Source organism: Sanguibacter sp. Z41_6, from assembly GCF_059621145.1.
This window is the reverse complement of the sequence record NZ_JCAQIF010000001.1, coordinates 61312-77070: the sequence shown is the minus strand read 5'-3', so window position 1 is coordinate 77070 and position 15759 is coordinate 61312. Positions and strand designations below refer to the sequence as shown.

The window sequence follows — 15759 nt, the reverse complement described above, 5'->3', positions numbered from 1 at the left end:
GGCTCAGGTGTCGAGATCGCTCGTGAACCGGCGCTTGGAGCCGGCGGCGAGCTCGTGCGGGTCGGCGACGACCGTGTGCGTGACGTCGCGCCCCAGGAGGCGCTGCAGGGCGGACGCTGCCGCGACGACGTCCGTCGCGGCTCCCGTCGCGGGGAGACCGGCGAGGTGCACGCTCCCCGCGCTGTCCTGGTGCAGGTGCCAGGCGGCGAGGCCGTAGGCCTGGAGCAGCTGGGTCGCGTCGACGGACGGCACCCACGCGCCCGTGCTCGTGCGGTACCGCACCGGCGAGCGGCCCTCGAGACCGAGCAGCGTCGTCGTCCAGGTGCCGTCCGGCTGCTGGTCACGGCGCAGCGCCGCCTGGTCGCCGGTGCGGTAGCGCACGAGCGGCAGGTAGGGGTTGTCGTCGACCGTGACGACGACCTCGCCGCGCTCGCCGTCCGGCGTGGGTTCGCCTGCGTCGTCGAGGACCTCGACGTGGAGGCGCCGCGGCAGGACGAGGTGCTCCGTCGGTGCTCCCGGACCGTCGGCGCCGGTGGGGTCCCACGCGAGGAGCCCCGCCTCGCGGGTCCCGTACACGTCGATGACCGGCACGCTCCACCGGTCCACCGCGCCCGCGCGCGCGGCGGGCGTGAGGTGCGCCGCGCCGGAGAACACGACGAGCGGGCTGAGGTCGAGGCCCGGCAGGGCCAGCAGGCTGAGCAGCGCGGTCGGCGCCGTGCTGATGACCTGCGGGTTCGTCCGCCCGAGGAAGGCCGAGCGGTCCGCGGGGTCCCGCCACGCGGTCGGGTGCAGGTTGATGCGTGCCATGAGCGCCTCGGAGTGCGCGGTGAGGGCCGACGCATAGGTGAAGGCAGCCCGTTGGTCGACGACGTTGACGAGGCCGAGCCGGTCGGGCACCGGCTCCCAGCGGACACCGACGCGCGCCGCCATCTGCCGGAACAGCACCACCTCCGTCGCCGTGGACAGGGGGTGCAGGGGAACGACGAGGGAGGCGCCGCTGCTGCCGGAGCTTGACCCCTCGAACGCCCGCTCGAGCGGGACGTCGACCGGGACGAAGGACGCGACGTCGGACATGAGGTCGGCGCGGGTGACCGGCCGGAACGCGGCGAGCTCCGCGGGCACCGGCCCGTCGCGCCGGGCGAGCGCCCGGTACCGGGGCACCGTGCGCTGGACCCGGTCGAGGAACGCGGGCAGCCAACCCGGTTCCGGTGCGTGCGGGGCGCGCGGCGCATCCGGGCCTGACGCCGGGGCGGAGCGGGGCAGGTGCTCGCCCGCCCCGAGCCGCTCGGCGATCCGCTGGAGCTCGACGAGGTCGTCCGTGGTGAGGCGGTCCCCGCACTCGTGGACCCAGTCGGGCGCGCGCGGGTGGTGCGTGACCTCCCCGAGACGAGCGTGCCCGGCCGGTGAGAGGGTCGGCCACCGTTCGCCGGGCGTGAGAGCGACGGACGCCCGGGGCGCGTACTCGGTGAGCGCCGGGTCCGGAACGCCACGAGGGAGGGCGGCCTCGTCGGCCCCCTGTGCTGACGCTCCGGGCTGTGCTGACGCCCCGTTCTGTGCTGATGCTCCGGGCTGTGCCGGCGCCGCGGGTGCTGGCGACGGCTCAGACATTGCTCACCTGTGCCGCGGCCTCCCGTGCCCGCTGCTGCCGCAGCTGCTCGGCGAGCTCGGCCGAGCGGCGGGCCTCCTCGGCCATCTGGGCCAGGACGTGGCGTTGGATCGCGGTGCTCACGGTCTGCCAGCGCGCGTCGGCGGCGGCGGCGGTCTCGCCGGCGGGGTGCAGGCCGACGGCCCGCAGGATCCCGCGGGCGGCTTCCTCCCGGGTCGCGGTCGTCGTCGGCCACGCGTGCGGGTCGAGCGCAGGGGCGAGGGCGGACCCGATCGTGTACACGGCTGACACGGCCCACCTCGCGCGCTGCTCCGGCGCGACGTACGGCACGCCGGAGCCGTCATGGGCGGCGTGCACCGCCGGGTCGAGCAGCACCCACGACGTGAGCGCGGCCGAGCGGGCCCGGAGGTCGGCGACCGCCGGGTCGGTCTCGATGAAGAACGCACGCAGGTACCGCAGGTCCCCGCGGCTGAGCGTCGCTCCCGGCGCGATCATGGCCGCGGCGTCGGCCACGATCGCCGGTGCCGCCGCGGGGCGCACGGACCCGGGCGCGGGGACGCAGTCCGCCGGAGCGAGGGTGAGGCGTTGCATGACGTCGCGCAGCGGCGGGCCGGGCTGCGTGCCGCGTGCCGGGTCGAGGAGACCGTCCTGGGAGTGCCGTCCTGTCGTCATGCGTCCTGTCCCCACAACCGGCGCGCGAAGTCGCGCGCGAAGGTGATCATCTCGTCCCAGCTGCTCACTCCGTACACGTCGTACCCCGGGGCCATCGCGGCGTACCGCGCGGGGGAGCGGGTGTTGAGCACGAGGGTCCCGCCACCCCCGGCGGCGCGCACGGCGCGCGCGGCGACGGTGGCGTGCGCGTCGTAGTCCTCGGGGAGCTTCCCGTGCCCGTCGGTGAACATCGTCACGACGCCGTCGTCCGAGATGACAGCCACGTGGCACGGCCGTCCGCCGGGCGTCTCGAGGTGTGTGCGCTCGAGCAGCTGCACGGGGAAGGAGGTGCCTCCTCCGAAGTGCGCGACGATCGCGCCGAGGACCGCGTCGGTGTCATGTGTGAACCCCTCGGTCCCGGCGATCTGGTGCGGGCCGCTCCATGTCGTGGCCTGGACGCGGGCGCCGGTGCGCAGCGCGGACAGGGCGAGGATCGCCCCGGCGAGGGCGACGGGGGCACCGTCGCGTCGCGGGTCGGGCATGGACCCCGAGGAGTCGAGGTAGAGGTCGAGGTCCACGGGCAGGAGGGCGACGTCGGCCGCCGACTCGGTCTCGTAGTGGCGCCGACGGGTCGTCATGCCGGGGATGACGACGGGTGAGGCGAGCGTCGTCGCGGTCCAGTCGACGTCGGCGAGGTCGTCGCCCGTGTCCCACACGTCGTGCCCACCGAGGAGGGGCTCGGGTGCCCGCTGCTGACGGCGGACGGGGAACGGCACGAGGTGCTGTGCGGCGTGCTCGCGGTACCAGGCGATCGCCGCGTCCCGCGGGTCGGCCACCGCGCCGAGCGCCTGCAGCGCTGCCGCGTAGTCGGCCGGGCTGAGGGAGTTGCTCGTCGACTGCGGACCCGCCTGGTCCTGCGGCGGTGCGTCGGTGGTGCTGCTCCCGCTCGTCTCGCCGAGGTCCCCCACGACGCGGCGGTCGAGCGCGGGGTGCTGCGGTGCGCGGGTCGCACCGGGGTCGGTGGCGAGCCCGGGGATCGCGGTGCCGGGGCTCTCGTGCTGGTCGCACCACGTGCCGTTGCCGCGTCGCCCGTCCGTGCCGCGCGGCTCTGCGCCGGGTGCCCGCAGGAGGGACCGGACGAGCATCGCGAACCCGCCGACGCCGCCGACCGGGTCGTCGGCGTACGTCCGCACGAGCCGGGCGAGCAGCTGCGCCTGGCCCTCGTCGTGCGGTCCGGGACCGCTGAGCTCACCGGCCGGGACCGACCAGAGGATCTCGTCGGCGCGCAGCACGAGACGCATGACGGCGTCGTCCCGTGCGGGCGGTCCGAGGGCGCGCCACACCGCGACCATGTCGACGCCGGCCCTGGACTGGAGGCGGTCGTTGATGAGGAGGTCCGACCACAGGTTCGTCACGAGGGGGATCGCGTCGTCACGGTCGAGGAGACCGAGCCGGGCCTGGGCCGTGAGCCGGCCCGCGGTGAGGAGGTCTCCCGGGGAGAGCACGTGGTGGCCGATCTCGTGCGCGAGGACCGCCACGGCGTGGTCGGTGAGGTGGTGCTTCTCGGCGAGCAGGACGTCGATGTTCACCTCGACCGCGCCCAGGCTGAACCACGCGAAGCTTCCCACGCCGGTGGGTTGCTCGCCGGCGTCCCGCAGCGCCGGTGGGTGCAGCCGCGTGAAGCGCCCCCAGGCGGCGAGCGCGTCAGGCCACGCGGCGAGCCATCGGTCGCGCAGCGCGTCGAGCCCCGTCGTGCGGGCACCTCTGGCGTCGAGACCCGTCATGCGGGCACGAGGACGAGGTCGAGGTGGAACGACGTGGCTCGGCTGACGAGCGTGGCGCGTCCCACCGAGGCGAGCCCGGTGATCTCGTCCTCCCACTCGAGCATCCGCAGGACCTGCGTGGTGCTGGCGACGTCGACCCCGCGGGACGGGAGTGACTGCGGCGTCGTTCCAGGGTCTCGCAGCACCGCGTGCCCGTGGGCGTCAGCGAGCACGAGCCAGCGGCTGCCGTCCGCCTCGACGGCCCACGTCGGGGTCTGCGCGGGGACGACACCCGTGACGACCGCCGGGGCGACCCAGGAGCCGCCGAACCCCCGGAACGCTCCGTAGCGCGCGACGGTGCCCGATCCCGGCGCGCCGGGCCACGTGAAGGGGTCGGCGGTGTTCGCTGCGAGGGCGTCCCGCGGGCTGACCTCCGAACGGGTGAGATCGAGCAGGTGCGCCAGGGCGGCGTCGGGCACGCCGGGGGCGACCGCGAGGGCGGCGCGTCGTGCCCGCACGAGGCCGGAGCGCCACGCTGCCACGGTCCCCGCGGCCCGCAGCGCGTCGTCGCTGTCCAGGTGCGGGCAGGCGGCCGCGAGACGCCGGCCCCACGCGGCGAGATCGGCGCCCCGGCCGATGCGCGACGCACCGCTGACGACGAGCGCGAGGGTCGCCCGCGGAGACCGGGCGAGCGGCTCGGGGAGCAGGGGGAGGACCTCGAGGACGACGCGCCGCTCGGCGGACCGGTCGTGCCAGAGGCGGCGGACGGCGAGGTCCCCGACGACGTCCACGAGAGCACGGCAGACCTCGTCGAGCGCCGGCGCGGGCAGTGACGCCGCGAGTGCGGTCACGGTGGGTCCGAGCTCCCGGAGGGCGCGTTCGAGGACGTCGCGCGGGGCACCGGAGGCGCGCGCACGACCGAGGGAGGCGTTGAACGTCTCCCGCTGCGTGGCGAGCTGGGCCTGCCACGCGCCCTGCTGACCGGCGCACGGCTCGCCCCGGTTCGCGACGGCTGGGTCGCTGGTCACTGGTTCCATCGCAACCAGGACAGGTAGTTGGTGTAGCGCTGGTGGGCGTACTTGAGCACGAGGGCGTCCTCGTAGAGGTGCCCGTAGAGCTTGCGGCCGTCCTCCCAGCCGTCGAGGATCCCCTCGATCCGGGCCATCCGGGACAGGACGACGTCCTCGGCGAGCCCGTCGAGGCCCGCTGAGACCTCGGCGAGCACGTCGCCCACGGGGTCGGACGCGTCCAGCCCGTAGGAGTCGTACTGGCTGCACGCGTCGTCGAACATCGCGCGGATCCACGAGACGCGGTCGGACCGCAACGGCTCGCGGGCCGGGTCGTCGAACACGGGGGACTGCTGGTCGGGCACGAGCTTGTCGTGCAGCACGAACGGCAGGACGGCACGCAGGTCGTCGAGCCCGACGACCGGGCGCCCCCGGAAGTACGCCATGGCCTTCGCGTACGCGACGAGCGACTGCAGTGCCCGCACGGACAGGCCGTTGAGGGTCTGGGAGCCGATGTCGCTCAGCCGGTCGCGACCGGAGTCGTTGCGGGCCAGCAGGTGGGGGTCGATTCCCGCGAGGCGCGCGGTGTCCTTGGTGCGGTACTCGAACTGCCACGCCGAGCCCTCGAGGAGCTCGAGCTGGCTCGCGAAGAACTCGAGGCGACGGCGCACGGGCGCGTCGATCCGTACGGTCTGGATCTCGCGGTGCAGGCGCTCGTGCTCCGCGTCGTCGAACACGATCCCCTCGGGGACGGCCTGCTCCGGGCGGATGCCCTGCTCGGCGCGCTCGACGAGCTCACCGAGGAACCGGTTGTTGAAGGGCAGTGCGTGCACGACGACGTCGATGCGGTCCTTGAGGGCCTCGACCACCTGGTAGGTGCCGCCGCCGGCGTCGTCGTTCGCGGTGAGGTACCACGCGGACTCGCCCGTCTCGTAGAACTGGTCGAACACCTCGACGTACCCGTCCGCGAGCACGGTGAGCAGCGCCGACTGGGTGCGGGTGGGGATGCGGTTGTACTCGTCGATGATCTTCACCCGCATGCCCAGCCAGGAACGCCACGCGACGTCGACCTCGGCCAGCGAGCCCGCCTGGACGAGGTCCTTGGGCAGCGGGGTGCCGAACAGGTCGCTGACGGTCAGCTGCGGGTGACCGTGCTGCATCGCGCGGCGCACGTCCTTGACGGGGTACCCGGCGAGCACACCCATGAGGACGGCACTCGCGGTCTTCCCGCGGCCCGGGCCGCCGACGAGCAGGCAGCGACCGCGCACCGCGAAGGTGAGCAGGGGCAGGAGGACGAAGCTCGAGTACGACTGGTCGGACGGCAGCGTGAGGCGCGCCTTGGAGTCGCCGAGGGCGTAGCTCGTCTCGGGCGTTCCCGGTCCGGCGGAGAACTCGACGTCGTAGTGGGGGGAGATGATCGCGTGGTTGACCACCCAGAAGTACGCCTGGCGGAGCTTCTCCGCGAGGTCGACCTGCGGGGCCGGGCCCTGCCCGCTCGTGCTGGCTCCGCCGGGGAAGAGGTCCGCGACGTCGAGGTCGAACGGGTCGGCGCCCGGCCCGTACGCGTCGGCGCGGGGGTGCGGGCGGGTCGGTGCGTCCGAGACGTGCCCGAGCGACGCGTGGTCGCGCGCTGGACGGGCGGTGTCGTGCGGGTGTCCGGGGTCGTCAGCGATGCTCGGGGTCACGTGCCCGAGTGTGCCACTTCCGGGTGCGCGGGCAGCGGAGCACGGACACGTCGTGGCGGACGCGGGACCGGGACGGGGCGGGTACCGGCTGACCTCGTCAGCGAGCGACGACGACGGCGTCCTGCCCGCGCTGGTCCATGGGATCGGCCACCCACCGCGGCTGCGCGAGCAGCGGGTCCACGAGCGCCACGGCCGCCGCGAGGCGCTCCTCCCGCGAGCCGCGCAGCTCGACCCACGGGGCACCGTCCGCCGTCTGTGCCGCCAGGGCCTCCCGGAACCGCTCCTGCATCGCGTGCCGGATGTGCTCGCCGTCGCGCAGCCCGTCCTGGACGAACGGGATCTCGTCGCCGGTGAGCAGGTAGAGATCAGGGACGCGCGCGGCGGCGACCGCTTGGACGCTCGCCGACGGCGCACCCATGTACCGCTCGTGCCAGAGCGTCGTCGCGAAGGCGTCGGTGTCCGCGACGACGAGCGGGACCGGGGTGCGTGCAGCGGCGGCGTCCTCGGTGCGGCACTGCTCGCGGGCGATGAGGTCGAACTCCGCCGTGTGCCAGGGCGCCTCGAGACCGCCGGGCCGGATCTCGGACCACTCCCGCCCGTACTCGGGCACCGGTGGGAGCCCGTAGTGCGCCTGGAGGTCCTCAGCGAGCGTCGTCGTGCCCGTCGACTCCGCGCCCAGCACGACGACGCGTCGGGCGAACCACGCCCGGACCGCCGGGGGCAGGGCCCACCAGTGGGCCCCGGGATCGGCGCGGATCGCGGACCCGGACACGCTCACCGCGGCGCGCCCTGGGTCCACCTGGACCCAGGTCGCGCCGAACCGGCGCTCCATCTCGGCGCCGTACGTGTCCGACGTGAACACCGCGTCCACCGGACCGAACGTCTGGCCGGCGCGGTCGGTGCCGGGCTGCGCGGCGAGCAGGTCCTGCATCGTGCGGATGTGCGTGTCCCAGGCGGCGTCGCTCGCGTAGTCGACCGGGGCGTCGTCGAGCCCCGTGACGACGTGCGCGCCGGGCAGCTCGTCGCGCAACCACTGCGCGCGCAGCCCGGCGGGGATCGACTCCTGGGAGGCGTACAGCACCTGGACCGTGACGTTCTCGCACCGCGACAGGGCGGTGCGCACGAGGTTGAGGTGGCCGGCGTGCACCGGGTAGAACTTGCCGATGACGAGGCCGTGGGAGAACCGCGTCACCGGGCGTCCGGCTCTGCGTGCGCCGGCTCTGCGTGCGCGGCTGCCGGTTGCGGCTCGGCGGGAGCCGCGTCGGCCGGGACGTCGCCGGGGACGGTGGCCCGCATGTCCCGCCGCCAGTCCCGCAGCCCCAGCGCGCACAGCCCGATGAACCCGACGTACAGCGCGGCGGTGAGGTAGAGGCCGAGCGAGACGTACATGCCGACGAAGAGGACGTCTGCCGTGATCCAGACCCACCACGTCCCGATCCACTTGCGGTTGAGCATGAGCTGCGCGACGAGGCTCAGGGACGTCGTGAGGGAGTCCATGACAGGAGCGGACGAGTCGGTCCACGTCGCGAGCACCCCGACGAGCACGAGCGCCAGAACGACCGCGAGCGCCGCCCCGGCAGGCCACACCCACCGCGGCGTTTCACGTGGCACCAACGCGCCGCCGTCGGTCCCACCCCGCAACCACCAGTACCACCCGAGCGCCCCGAGCACGAGGTAGACCACCTGCAGGCCGGCGCCCGCGTACAGCCCCGAGGACCCGAACAGCACGACGTACACGGCGTTGTTGACGATCCCGATGGGGAACGTCCACACGTTCTGGCGCACCGCCAACCACACGCACAGTGCACCCGTGACGAACCCGATGATCTCCTCGACCGACATGGCGACAAGGATCCCAGACCTTCACCGCTCCTCAGCCGCCACCCGCAGCGGCGAGACGACGGGCCTCCTGAGCGGTCCGCGAGCGTGCCCGTCCTGCGGCCAGGGCGGCGAGCGACGGGGGCAGCTCCACACGAGCCCGGAACCGTTCAGCGAGCTGCGCGCCGAGCTCGACGAAGGCCACGCCGCCGCGGAGGTCGGCCAGCCATGCGAGCTCCGGCACGAGCGCGTCGAGCACGACGCGCCCTGTCATGTCGTCGATCCTCGCTGCGTCCGCGAGCGTGCGGACCACCCGGTTCGCCTTCGGCCTGACCTCGACGACGAACCCGTCCGTCGCGTGCGGCGCGGCAGCGGGGTCGAGTGCCGCACGCACGGCCTCGGCGAGCGTCGTCGCCGGGACAAGGCCGGCGCTGGCTGCCGCGGCGAGCGCTTCCGCGGCGGCGGCGCGCCCGTGGTCGGACCGGGAGGCGCCACCGACGACGAGCGCGTGGACGGCGGGGACCCCGAGCGGGCACCGGTATGCCCCGAGCAGCTGCATCGCCACCGAGACGTCGAGGTCCGCGTGGTCGATGCTGTCCGCGATGGCACGTTGCAGGTGCGCAGCGAGCACCTCGGGCTGTGAGGGCAGCGTCGCCGCCCACAGCCTGATGCTCAGCAGGTCGTTCTCGCGGCGGTCCGAGAGGTCGCCTGCGAGGTCCCACCACATGGGCCCCAGCTGGTCCGAGTCGAGCCACGCCCGGACCGGGTCGTCGGGTGAGCCCGTGGGGGAGCCCGCCGCCTGCCAGAGCGAGATCTTCGGTCCCACCCCTGGCGAGAACCTGGCGGCAGGGGCGACCACTGAGCGGCGCCAGGTCGTCGGGGCGTCGAGCAGTGCGAGGCGCTCGGCGTCCGCGGGGTCGAGGACGCGTGCGTCGCGGAGCACGCCGCGGTCCTCGGGACGCAGGCGCAGCAGGGCGGTGCCGAGGTCGTGCGGCTCCGCGCTGAGTCCTGCGGCGGCCCGCTCGGCCAGCCGGGCGATGAGCACGTCCGCGGTGAGCGTCCCGTCGTCGTGCGTCGGGGTGGCGAGGAGCGGACCCGGGGGGCGCTGCAGGTGTCGTCGTGCGATCTCGTCGAGCCGCGACGCCAGGAGGTGCCGCGGCGTCCACGCGGGCAGCCGGAGCCGCCACTCCCAGACGACGGCCTCGATCGGTTTCCTGACGATCCCGGTCTCCGGGTGGGGGAATCCGGTCGTGGTGCTGCGGTGCTCGACGAGCTCCGCCCCGGGCGGGGCCTGGGCGGGGTCGAGCACGCGACCGCTCCGGGTCACGGTGCTCGACGGGACGGGGACGTCGTGACCCGCCCACGCCCGCAGGACGTTCTCCAGGGGTGGGACACCGCGGGGCCGACGCCACAGCTCGTCGAGCAGGGCCTGCGCCGTCCCCCGGTCGGTCCGCAGCCGGACGAGTCCGTCGAGCGCACGCTCGACGTGGAGCGCCGTCGTCGGGACGACGTGCATCTCGTCGAGCAGGACCCGCAGCTCGTCGAGGGTGCGCACCGGCTCGACCTGGCCGGCTTCGGGGAGGTCGACGGGCAGCGGCGCGGGCGGGCGTCGCTCGCTCTCCTCCATGGGGGACCAGGGCATGGGCGCCAGCGGCCCGAGCGCGTCGCGGAGCTCGGGTGTCGGGTCGGGGACGACCGCCGCGACGGCGCTCGCGAGCTCTCCCTGGACGGCGGGCGCGGCCGTGAGGCAGCGTCGCAGGAGCCGCGCGCCGAGCAGGGCGAGGTCCGTGCGGTCCGCGTCGAGCCCGGCGGCGACGGCGCGAGCGCACGAACCCGGGTCGGTCGCACCTCCCGCGAGCGCGGCCGTGAGCAGCGCGAGGTGCTCACGGACGACGACCTTCTCCTGCCGGGCGAGGACGTCGGGCGTGACGTCGAGGAGCATGTCGGCGTCGAGCAGGCCGGCGGCGAGCAGCCGGTGCAGCTGGTCGCGGGCCAGCGCCACGGTCGCGGTCCCGGGCGCGAGCAGCAGGGACGTATAAGCGCTCTGTCTGCCGGCGACCTCCTCGAGCGTGAGCCCGAGGCGCGCGTGGATCGCGCGGAAGCCGGACGCGTCGCGGTCGAGGACGCCACCCGACAGCGCAGCCAGGCACGCGTCGATGAGACCGCGACGCCGGGCCGGGTCGTCGACGCCCCACGCGCCGAGGAGGCCCGCCCAGTCCTCGTCCGTGTGCACGCTGCGCGCAGGCGCGGTGCCCGACCGGCGGCGGGTGCCCGGCTGGAGGTCGCGCGAGGACGTCGCGCCGAGTGCGTGGCCCACGTCGGGGGTCGTGAGGAGGTCGTCGATCGCGTCCCGTAACGCGCGGTCGTCGGCGACCAGGCCGGGCAGGTCCCGCCACGGATGGGCCCACAGGACGTCCGAGCGGTAGTTCTGGTGGGTCGGGGTGTCGATGAGACCGTCGTGCGCGAGCATCCGGGCGAGGTGCCAGGTGAGGCGCGCGTCGCGGTTCCGGTTCCCGAGCGCCGACCCGACGAACCGGGTGAGCCACGGACGCCCACGGTCCCGCACGAGCTCGGCGACCTGCCTCGCACGCTCGACCCGGCTCACGGGTGACCACCGGTCACCGGCGCCCACGAGGCGGGCGGCATCGGCGGGACGCGCAGCGATCCCGACGACGGCGAAGGCGTACACCGCGAAGGCGTCGGCGCGCTCGGCGGCCTCCTTCCGGAACCACTCCTGGGACCACAGCTCGAAGCCGTGCCCGAGGGCCGGACGCTCCTTCGCGGGGACGGCGCGGACAGCCTGCAGGACGGCGTCCCGGTCCAGGGTCCGGACCGCCGCGGCGAGGGCGGTGAGCCGGGGCAGCACGTGGGGATCGGCCATCGCGGCGTCTGCGGCCGCGACGAGGGTCGGGTCCGTCATGCGTGGTCCTCCGGGTCGGTCGGGCGGGTGACGATGCGTCCCGCGAGCACGTGAGCGCACGGTCCCCGGCTCCCACGGTGGTCGGCGTACCAGGCGCAGGTGCACCGGTCGCCGGTCCCGTCGGCGGAGATCTCGACGACGTGCTCCGTGCGTGAGCCCCCGACGAGGAGGCGGTCGCCGTCCTGGCGCACGCGTCCGTCGGCGACGAGACGACGAGCCTTCGCGAGCCGCGGGTTGCTCTGCAGCACGTCTCGGGCGAACGGCAGGGTGCGGGTGAAGAAGCGCCCCTCGGCGAGGTCGTAGCCGAGCGACCCCTGCGCGGCGAGGTGCGCCTGGGGCTCGTCGGCGGCGAGACCGGCGAGCAGGGCACCCTCGCCCGAGAACCCCCGGGCGCTCAGGGGGCTGAGACCGAGGCCGAACCGCCCGCCCGGCAGGTCCAGCTCCCACCACGTCACCGCCGGTCCGTCGGTCTGCTCGGGCGCGTAGACCCGGAGGGCGCTCGCGTGCCGCACGAGGCCCTCGAGCACCCGCAGCCGCTCCGGGCCACCGACTGCGACGGCACCCGGGCGCCGTGCCGCACCGAGCCGCAGTCCGCCCGGGACGCGGTGCAGCCAGAAGCCGGTCCGCGGTGAGGTCGACCGGGGGAGTCCCGCGAGGAACGCCCGCGCCTGGCGGACGTCCAGCGAGAACTGCGGGGTCATGCGGCTCGCGAGGACCTGGAGCTCGGCGAGGGACCGCACCCACCGCTCGGGCAGGGCCACGGTCCGCTCGAACACCTGGCCGTCGAGCGTCCGCACGTCCAGGCCGCCCGGACCGACGGCGAGGGCTACAGGTTCGCGTCGCCTCACCTGGGTGAGCAGCTGCCGCAGGTGCGGCCCCACGTCGACGTTCGTCGTCCCGGGCCGCTCGGTGTCGAGCTCCATCGACCCCGGGAGGAGGTCGAGGCGGGCTGCCACCCCGCAGCATGCGGAGAGGCTCTCGAAGCGGGTGACACCGTCACCGGTCGAGATGATCGGGTCGGCCAGGAGAGCGAGCTCCTTCTGGGTGAGGAAGGAGTAGAACCGGGTGCCGGCGATCTCGCCGATGCGGAGCAGGCTGGCTGCGAGCACGTCACCGCGCTCCACCGTGCCTGTGAGGAACGCCTCCGGGCCGGTGGTCGCGAGGCCGAGGCGGGTGCTGCCGTCCTCCGTCAGGGCGCCTGAGCGGGCGGCGTAGGCGTACGTCACGGTGGTGTCGGGCACACCTCGTCATCGGCACGCGGCGTTGGCGGGTTGAGCGATATGTCGCCCCCGACGTCGTCCGGGGACATCACACGCTGGGCACCGCCCCGCGGTGGGAGAATGTCCGTCGTGACCAACGCTGTGGATGTCGAGATCACCGGGCCCGATGGCCGCCCCCCCGCGGGAGCGACCACGAGCCGCAGCGACGACGCGTCCCGCGCGGACCTCGTCGCCGCCCTGCGCGCTGCGGTGGACGGTGACGTCTCCGACTCCGCGCTCACCCGCGGCGAGTACTCGTCCGACGCGTCGAACTACCGGGTCGTGCCGCAGGTCGTCGTGCGCCCCAAGGACGTCGACGACGCGCTCGCGGCCATCACCGTCACACGCGAGGCGGGCGTCCCGCTCACCACGCGTGGCGCGGGAACCTCGTGCGCCGGCAACTCGATCGGGCCCGGCGTCGTCATCGACTTCTCCCGGCACGTGCACACCATCCACCACATCGACCCCGAGGCCCGCACCGCGCGCGTCGACCCGGGCGTCATCATGTCCTCGCTGCAGAAGGCCGCCGCGCCGCACGGCCTGCGCTTCGGCCCCGACCCGTCGACGCAGAACCGCGCGACCCTCGGCGGGATGATCGGCAACAACGCGTGCGGCCCGCACGCCGTGGCCTACGGGCGGACGTCGGACAACGTCGTCGAGCTCGACGTCGTCGACGGCACCGGGCGTCGCTTCCTCGCCGGCGCGGACGGGCAGGGCGTCGACCGCATCCCCGGCCTGGGCGAGCTCGTCTCCGCGAACCTCTCCCTCCTGCGCACCGAGCTCGGCCGCTTCGGCCGCCAGGTGTCCGGGTACTCGCTCGAGCACCTGCTGCCGGAGAACGGCACCGACCTGGCGAAGGCCCTCGTCGGCACCGAGGGCACCGTCATGTCGATCCTCGGCGCGACCGTCAACCTCGTGCCCATCGCCGGCGCCCCCACCCTCGTCGTGCTCGGCTACCCCGACATGCCCGCGGCCGCCGACGCCGTCCCCGCCCTCCTCGCGCACAGCCCGCTCGCCGTCGAGGGCCTCGACGCGCGCCTCGTCGACGTCGTCCGCCGAGCCAAGGGGGCCGACTCCGTCCCCGCCCTCCCGCCGGGCGGCGGGTGGCTCATGGTCGAGGTCGGCGGCGCGACGCAGGCCGAGGCCCTCGACAACGCGCGTGCGATCGTCGCGGACTCCGGCACTGCCGCGAGCCGCATCCTGCCCGCGGGCCCCGAGGCCACCGCGATGTGGCAGATCCGGGCCGACGGCGCCGGCCTCGCCGGCCGCACGGCGTCGGGCGACCAGGCGTGGCCCGGCTGGGAGGACTCCGCGGTCCCGCCCGCGAAGCTCGGCCCCTACCTGCGCGACCTCGACGCACTCATGGCGCAGTACGGCGTCGACGGCCTGCCCTACGGTCACTTCGGCGACGGCTGCGTCCACCTGCGCATCGACATCCCCCTCGAGGAGTCGGGCGACATCCTGCGCCGGTTCATGACCGACGCCGCGGCGCTCGTCGGCAAGTACGGCGGCTCGCTGTCCGGGGAGCACGGCGACGGGCGCGCCCGCTCCGAGCTCCTGCCCGCCATGTACTCGGCCGAGGCCATCAGCGTGTTCGAGCAGTTCAAGGCACTGTTCGACCCCCGCGACCTGCTCAACCCCGGCGTCCTCGTCCGCCCCGACGCGGTCGACGCGCACCTGCGCCGCCCGCAGGCCAAGCCGATCCTCGCCACGACCGGCTTCAGCTTCGTGCACGACGACGGCGACTTCACCAAGGCCGCACACCGCTGCGTCGGCGTCGGGAAGTGCCGCGCGGACTCCACCGCGGCGGGCGGGTTCATGTGCCCGTCGTACCTCGCGACGAAGGACGAGAAGGACTCGACGCGCGGCCGGGCGCGTGCCCTGCAGGAGATGGCGAACGGCACGCTCGTCACCGGTGGCTGGCGCTCGCCCGCAGTGCACGAGGCGCTCGACCTGTGCCTGAGCTGCAAGGCGTGCTCGAGCGACTGCCCGGCCGGCGTCGACATGGCCCAGTACAAGGCCGAGGTCCTGCACCGCACGTACAAGGGCCGCCTGCGGCCGATGAACCACTACGCCCTGGGCTGGTTGCCGCGCTGGGCGCGCCTGGCCAGCTACGTGCCGAAGCTCGCGAACCTCGCCCTGAGCATCAGGCCGCTCGCGAAGACCGTCCTCGCCCTCGGTGGCATGGACACCCGCCGCTCGATCCCCGCGTTCGCCGAGGTCCCGTTCCGGACGTGGTGGAAGCGGGAGGGTCGCTCTCTCGCCGCGGGGGGCACGTCGACCGGCGAGACTGCCGCGCGCAAGCCCAAGGTCGTCCTGTGGACCGACTCCTTCAGCGACACCCTGGCGCCCACGGTCCCCGAGGCCGCCGTGAAGGTGCTGCTCGCCGCCGGGTACGACGTCGTCGTCCCGGAGGACGAGGCCTGCTGCGGACTCACGTGGATCAGCACCGGCCAGCTCGACGGAGCCAAGAAGAAGCTCTCCGGCCTCCTCGGGGTGCTCGGCCCGTTCGCGGTCAACGGCATCCCCATCGTCGGGCTCGAGCCGTCCTGCACCGCGGTCCTGCGCTCCGACCTCACCGACCTCTTCCCCGACGACCCCCGGGCCCAGGCCGTCTCGACGGCGACCCGGACGCTCGCCGAGCTCCTCACGGACCCCCTCACCGCGCCTGCCGCGGACTCGGGCTGGGCGATGCCGGACCTCAGCGACGTCACCGCCGTCGTGCAGCCGCACTGCCACCACTACTCCGTCATGGGGTACAGGACGGACGAGGCGCTCCTGCGCGGGGCCGGGGCGCAGATCCGCACGCTCGCCGGGTGCTGCGGGCTCGCCGGGAACTTCGGTATGGAGAAGGGCCACTACGACGTGTCCGTCAAGGTCGCCGAGAATGCGCTCCTGCCCGCCCTGAGAGAGGCTGAGGACGGCGACATCTTCCTCGCCGACGGCTTCTCCTGCCGCACCCAGGCCGACGACCTCGCCGGCGTCAAGGGCAAGGCGCTCGCGGAGCTGATCGCGGAGAGGCTGTAGCCGGACCGAGCGGCCCGCCGCAC

10 protein-coding genes are annotated in these 15759 nt (G+C 74.5%); 1 reads left to right on the top strand and 9 read right to left on the bottom strand.

All coding sequences use genetic code 11. The features are described 5' to 3' along the window. Positions 1-3: 3 nt before the first annotated feature. From AC54T1_RS00340 to AC54T1_RS00300, 9 genes are all read right to left on the bottom strand, one after another. A complete protein-coding gene (locus AC54T1_RS00340) occupies positions 4-1608 on the bottom strand; it encodes an AMP-binding protein (protein ID WP_496910616.1) in 1605 nt (534 codons plus the stop codon). Then, on the bottom strand, positions 1601-2278 hold the full coding sequence (locus AC54T1_RS00335) for a hypothetical protein (protein ID WP_496910615.1): 678 nt from the start codon (positions 2276-2278) through the stop codon (positions 1601-1603). The genes AC54T1_RS00340 and AC54T1_RS00335 overlap by 8 nt, the downstream gene beginning before the upstream one ends. After that, positions 2275-4041: a hypothetical protein gene (locus tag AC54T1_RS00330; RefSeq protein ID WP_496910614.1), complete on the bottom strand. Its 1767-nt coding sequence runs from the start codon at positions 4039-4041 to the stop codon at positions 2275-2277. The genes AC54T1_RS00335 and AC54T1_RS00330 overlap by 4 nt, the downstream gene beginning before the upstream one ends. Further along, the gene (locus AC54T1_RS00325; protein ID WP_496910613.1) at positions 4038-5048 is read right to left on the bottom strand and encodes a hypothetical protein; all 1011 of its coding nucleotides are present in this window, start codon (positions 5046-5048) and stop codon (positions 4038-4040) included. The genes AC54T1_RS00330 and AC54T1_RS00325 overlap by 4 nt, the downstream gene beginning before the upstream one ends. Further along, on the bottom strand, positions 5045-6712 hold the full coding sequence (locus AC54T1_RS00320; protein ID WP_484343337.1) for a MoxR family ATPase: 1668 nt from the start codon (positions 6710-6712) through the stop codon (positions 5045-5047). The genes AC54T1_RS00325 and AC54T1_RS00320 overlap by 4 nt, the downstream gene beginning before the upstream one ends. Positions 6713-6809: 97 nt before the next feature. After that, complete coding sequence (locus tag AC54T1_RS00315) at positions 6810-7904, bottom strand: AAA family ATPase (RefSeq protein ID WP_496910612.1); 1095 nt, start codon at positions 7902-7904, stop codon at positions 6810-6812. Next, the gene (pnuC, locus tag AC54T1_RS00310; RefSeq protein ID WP_496910611.1) at positions 7901-8554 is read right to left on the bottom strand and encodes a nicotinamide riboside transporter PnuC; all 654 of its coding nucleotides are present in this window, start codon (positions 8552-8554) and stop codon (positions 7901-7903) included. The genes AC54T1_RS00315 and pnuC overlap by 4 nt, the downstream gene beginning before the upstream one ends. A 31-nt stretch (positions 8555-8585) precedes the next feature. Further along, entirely contained in the window at positions 8586-11450 is a 2865-nt protein-coding gene (locus tag AC54T1_RS00305) for a hypothetical protein (RefSeq protein ID WP_496910610.1), read from the bottom strand. After that, entirely contained in the window at positions 11447-12691 is a 1245-nt protein-coding gene (locus AC54T1_RS00300) for an SWIM zinc finger family protein (protein ID WP_496910609.1), read from the bottom strand. The genes AC54T1_RS00305 and AC54T1_RS00300 overlap by 4 nt, the downstream gene beginning before the upstream one ends. 108 nt (positions 12692-12799) lie before the next feature. Between AC54T1_RS00300 and AC54T1_RS00295 the strand changes: the two genes are divergently transcribed. Then, positions 12800-15736, top strand: a complete 2937-nt coding sequence (locus AC54T1_RS00295) for an FAD-binding and (Fe-S)-binding domain-containing protein (protein WP_496910608.1) — start codon at positions 12800-12802, stop codon at positions 15734-15736. The last annotated feature ends 23 nt before the right edge of the window (positions 15737-15759 follow it).

What these genes read in the sequence shown, in the direction of transcription:
- AC54T1_RS00330 (WP_496910614.1), bottom strand. Translation starts at nt 4,041, where the DNA reads ATGACGGGTCTCGACGCCAGAGGTGCCCGCACGACGGGGCTCGACGCG.
- AC54T1_RS00340 (WP_496910616.1), bottom strand. Translation starts at nt 1,608, where the DNA reads ATGTCTGAGCCGTCGCCAGCACCCGCGGCGCCGGCACAGCCCGGAGCA.
- pnuC (WP_496910611.1), bottom strand. Translation starts at nt 8,554, where the DNA reads ATGTCGGTCGAGGAGATCATCGGGTTCGTCACGGGTGCACTGTGCGTG.
- AC54T1_RS00335 (WP_496910615.1), bottom strand. Translation starts at nt 2,278, where the DNA reads ATGACGACAGGACGGCACTCCCAGGACGGTCTCCTCGACCCGGCACGC.
- AC54T1_RS00305 (WP_496910610.1), bottom strand. Translation starts at nt 11,450, where the DNA reads ATGACGGACCCGACCCTCGTCGCGGCCGCAGACGCCGCGATGGCCGAT.